This is a genomic window from Pseudomonas sp. SED1 (assembly GCF_034044025.1).
GTDB lineage: Bacteria > Pseudomonadota > Gammaproteobacteria > Pseudomonadales > Pseudomonadaceae > Aquipseudomonas.
On sequence record NZ_JAXCIS010000196.1, the window covers coordinates 1 to 3,251 of the forward strand.

3 protein-coding genes are annotated in these 3,251 nt (G+C 62.9%); all 3 read left to right on the forward strand.

All coding sequences use genetic code 11. From position 1 onward, the window contains the following. Positions 1-82 precede the first annotated feature (82 nt). The 3 genes from SNL23_RS25190 to SNL23_RS25200 are packed head-to-tail and all read left to right on the forward strand — an operon-like array spanning position 83 to position 3,229. Entirely contained in the window at positions 83-1,549 is a 1,467-nt protein-coding gene (locus tag SNL23_RS25190) for a purine-cytosine permease family protein (protein WP_318303948.1), read from the forward strand. Beyond that, positions 1,542-2,462, forward strand: a complete 921-nt coding sequence (locus SNL23_RS25195; protein WP_318303949.1) for a PfkB family carbohydrate kinase — start codon at positions 1,542-1,544, stop codon at positions 2,460-2,462. Before SNL23_RS25190 ends, SNL23_RS25195 begins: the two co-directional genes overlap by 8 nt. Before the next feature lie 38 nt (positions 2,463-2,500). Beyond that, a complete protein-coding gene (locus tag SNL23_RS25200) occupies positions 2,501-3,229 on the forward strand; it encodes a class I SAM-dependent methyltransferase (protein WP_318303950.1) in 729 nt (242 codons plus the stop codon). Positions 3,230-3,251: the final 22 nt, after the last annotated feature.

Consider the following 3,251-nt stretch of genomic DNA (forward strand, 5'->3'; position numbering starts at 1 on the left):
TCGAGTCAGGAAGACCGGAACACAGATTCAACTTGCCAACCTGCCACAACCACAAAAAAACAGGCATCAGGAGCACCCCACCATGAGTACGTCCTCTTCCGGCCAAAGCGCCGGGCAATTGGAAACACGCGGCATCGAGCCGGTCCCGGAAGGGGAGTGCAACGGCCATCCGCTGCAACTCTTTTGGGTCTGGTTTGCGGCCAATATCAGCATCCTCGGCTTGCCGTTGGGCGCGACCCTCGTGGCGTTTCGCGGCCTGGCAATTTGGCAGGCGATCATCGTCGCGATCCTCGGCGCCGCCGGTTCGTTTGCGGTGGTCGGCATCATCTCCATCGCCGGCCGTCGTGGCCGTGCCCCGAGCTTGACGCTGTCCCGGGCGATCTTCGGCGTACGCGGCAATATCGGCCCGACCCTGGTGTCACTGATGTCGCGCCTGGGCTGGGAAACCGTCAATACCACCACCGCGGCATTCGTGCTGCTGTCGTTGTGCTCGATCCTGTTCAACTCGCCGGTTGCCGCCAAAAGCGCGCCGGTACTGACCCTGCTGTTTATCGGCATTTTCGTGCTGCTGACCCTCGCCGTATCGGGCCTGGGCCACGCCACCTTGCTGGTGATCCAGAAGTGGGCCACCTACGTGTTCGGCGCACTGAATATCCTGGTGGGCGGTTTCCTCTGCGCCACCATCGATTGGAGCGCGGTGTTCAACGCCACGCCTGCGCCGTTGAGCGCGATGATCATCGGCATCGGCACCATGGCCGCCGGTACTGGTATCGGCTGGGCCAACGCCGGTGCCGACATGTCGCGTTACCAGCACCGCAGCGTCAAGGCCGTGCGCCTGGTGGCGTCTGCCGCCTTCGGTGCGGGGATTCCGCTGGCGCTGTTGATCACCCTCGGCGGCCTGCTGTCGGTGGGCAACAACGACCTGGCGTCGGCCACTGACCCGATCATCGCGATTCGCGACATGCTGCCGACCTGGATGGCGGTGCCGTACCTGATCACCGCGTTTGGCGGACTGCTGCTGTCCAACAACCTGTCGGTGTACTCGGCGGGCCTCACCACCTTGACCCTCGGCTTGAAGGTCAAGCGCGTGCACGCGGTGATCGTTGACATCGTCGCGATCTTCGCCGGTTCGATCTACTTCATGCTGATCGCCGACAGTTTCTATGGTCCGTTCATCACTTTCATCTCGTTGCTGGCGGTGCCAATCACCGCCTGGGTCGGGATCTTTGTGGTCGACCTGATCCATCGTCACTACTACAGCCCCAAAGACCTGCTGGACGTGACGCCAAGCAGCGCCTACTGGTACCGCGGCGGGGTTGAATGGCGTGCGTTCGGCGCCTGGGCGATTGCGATTGTGCTGGGCTTCAGCTTCACCACCATCGGCACCACGGCCGAGAACATCTGGTTCGCCGGGCCGTTGTCCGATTCGTGGCTGGGCCATAACGGCCTGGGCTGGATCGTCACCTTCCTGGTGGCCGGTGGGATTTATGCGGTACTGGGTGGCGCGACTGATCGTCGTCCGGCTTTGGTAGAGAGCGCTAATGTCTAGATTGCTGCACAGCGGCCAGGTCATCGTCGACCTGGTCATGTCCCTCGACACATTGCCCGCCACCGGCGGCGATGTATTGGCCAATTCCGCCAGCTTCGAAGCCGGCGGCGGCTTCAACGTGATGGCCGCCGCCCGACGCAACGGCTTGCCGGTGGTCTACCTGGGCCGCCATGGCAGCGGCCGCTTTGGTGACCTGGCACGCGCGGCAATGCAGGCCGAGGGCATTGAAATGGCCCTGGCTGCGAGCGACGACAAGGACACCGGCCTGTGTGTGTCCCTGACCGAAGCCACTACCGAGCGTACCTTCATTTCCCATATCGGCGCCGAAGGTGATTTGCTCGCGCAAGACCTGGCCAGCGCGGTACCCAACGCCGATGACTATGTGTACGTCAGCGGCTACAGCTTGCTGCTGGAGGGCAAGGCCCAAGCGTTGCTCGATTGGCTGTTGGCGTTGCCGCGCCAGATCACGGTGGTGTTCGATCCGGGCCCGCTGGTGAAGGCGCCGGACTCGGCCTTGATGGTCACCTTGTTGCCGCGTATCGACATCTGGACCAGCAACGGTCCGGAAGCCCTGGCATTCACCGGCGCCAGCGATCTCGCGGGGGCATTGCTCAAACTCAACGAGCACCTGCCCGCCGGCACCTTGCTGGTGGTTCGCGATGGACCGAATGGCTGCTGGGTCAGCCGTAACGGCAAGGCCGAGCATGTGCCGGGATTCAAGGTCAAGGCGGTGGACAGCAACGGTGCGGGTGATGCTCACGCCGGGGTGTTTATCGCCGGCCTGGCCAATGGTTTGGCGCCAGCTGTCGCGGCACGTCGCGCCAATGCGGCGGCAGCATTGGCGGTCACGCGCTGGGGGCCGGCAACCTCACCGGGCACGGCTGAAGTGGATACGTTGTTGAGCGCGGGCTGATTCGGCAGAATAGTCGCCATTCAGCACGGAGCAACGTCATGACCCAGAACATCTACGACACCGAGGTTTTCTTCGAGGGCTACAGCAAAATGGGCCGCTCGGTAGAAGGCCTCGCCGGCGCTCCGGAGTGGCCGGCTTTGCAGGCCATGTTGCCGCCGATGTGTGGCTCGAAAGTGGTGGACCTCGGTTGCGGCTACGGCTGGTTCAGTCGCTGGGCTCAGGAGCAGGGCGCCGAGCAGGTGCTGGGGCTGGATGTGTCGCAAAAAATGCTGGCGCGGGCGAAGGAGATGACTGCGTCTTCGGCTATCACCTACGGCATCGCCGACCTGGAAAAACTCGACCTTCCGGATGCCGCTTTCGACCTGGCCTACAGCTCATTGGCGTTTCATTACATCGTCGATCTGAAAGGCCTGTTCGCGCGCATCCATCAAGCGTTGGTCCCGGGCGGGCGGTTGGTGTTTTCCATCGAACACCCGATCTTCATGGCACCCCGGCAACCGGGCTGGCTGATTGATGAGCAAGGGCGCAAAAGTTGGCCGGTGGACAGCTATCAGATTGAAGGGCCAAGGGTCACCAACTGGTTGGCGGATGGCGTGATCAAGCAGCATCGCACGGTAGGCACGTTGCTGACGCTGTTGATCCAAGCGGGGTTCACCCTGACCCATGTAGACGAGTGGGGCCCAAGTGAGGATGACCTTAAGGCCCGCCCCGCATTGGCAGAAGAGCTGGAGCGGCCGATGATGCTACTGGTGGCCGCCCACCGCTGATTCCGTGGCTGCAAACCCGATC

What these genes read in the sequence shown, in the direction of transcription:
- SNL23_RS25200 (WP_318303950.1), top strand. Translation starts at nt 2,501, where the DNA reads ATGACCCAGAACATCTACGACACCGAGGTTTTCTTCGAGGGCTACAGC.
- SNL23_RS25190 (WP_318303948.1), top strand. Translation starts at nt 83, where the DNA reads ATGAGTACGTCCTCTTCCGGCCAAAGCGCCGGGCAATTGGAAACACGC.
- SNL23_RS25195 (WP_318303949.1), top strand. Translation starts at nt 1,542, where the DNA reads ATGTCTAGATTGCTGCACAGCGGCCAGGTCATCGTCGACCTGGTCATG.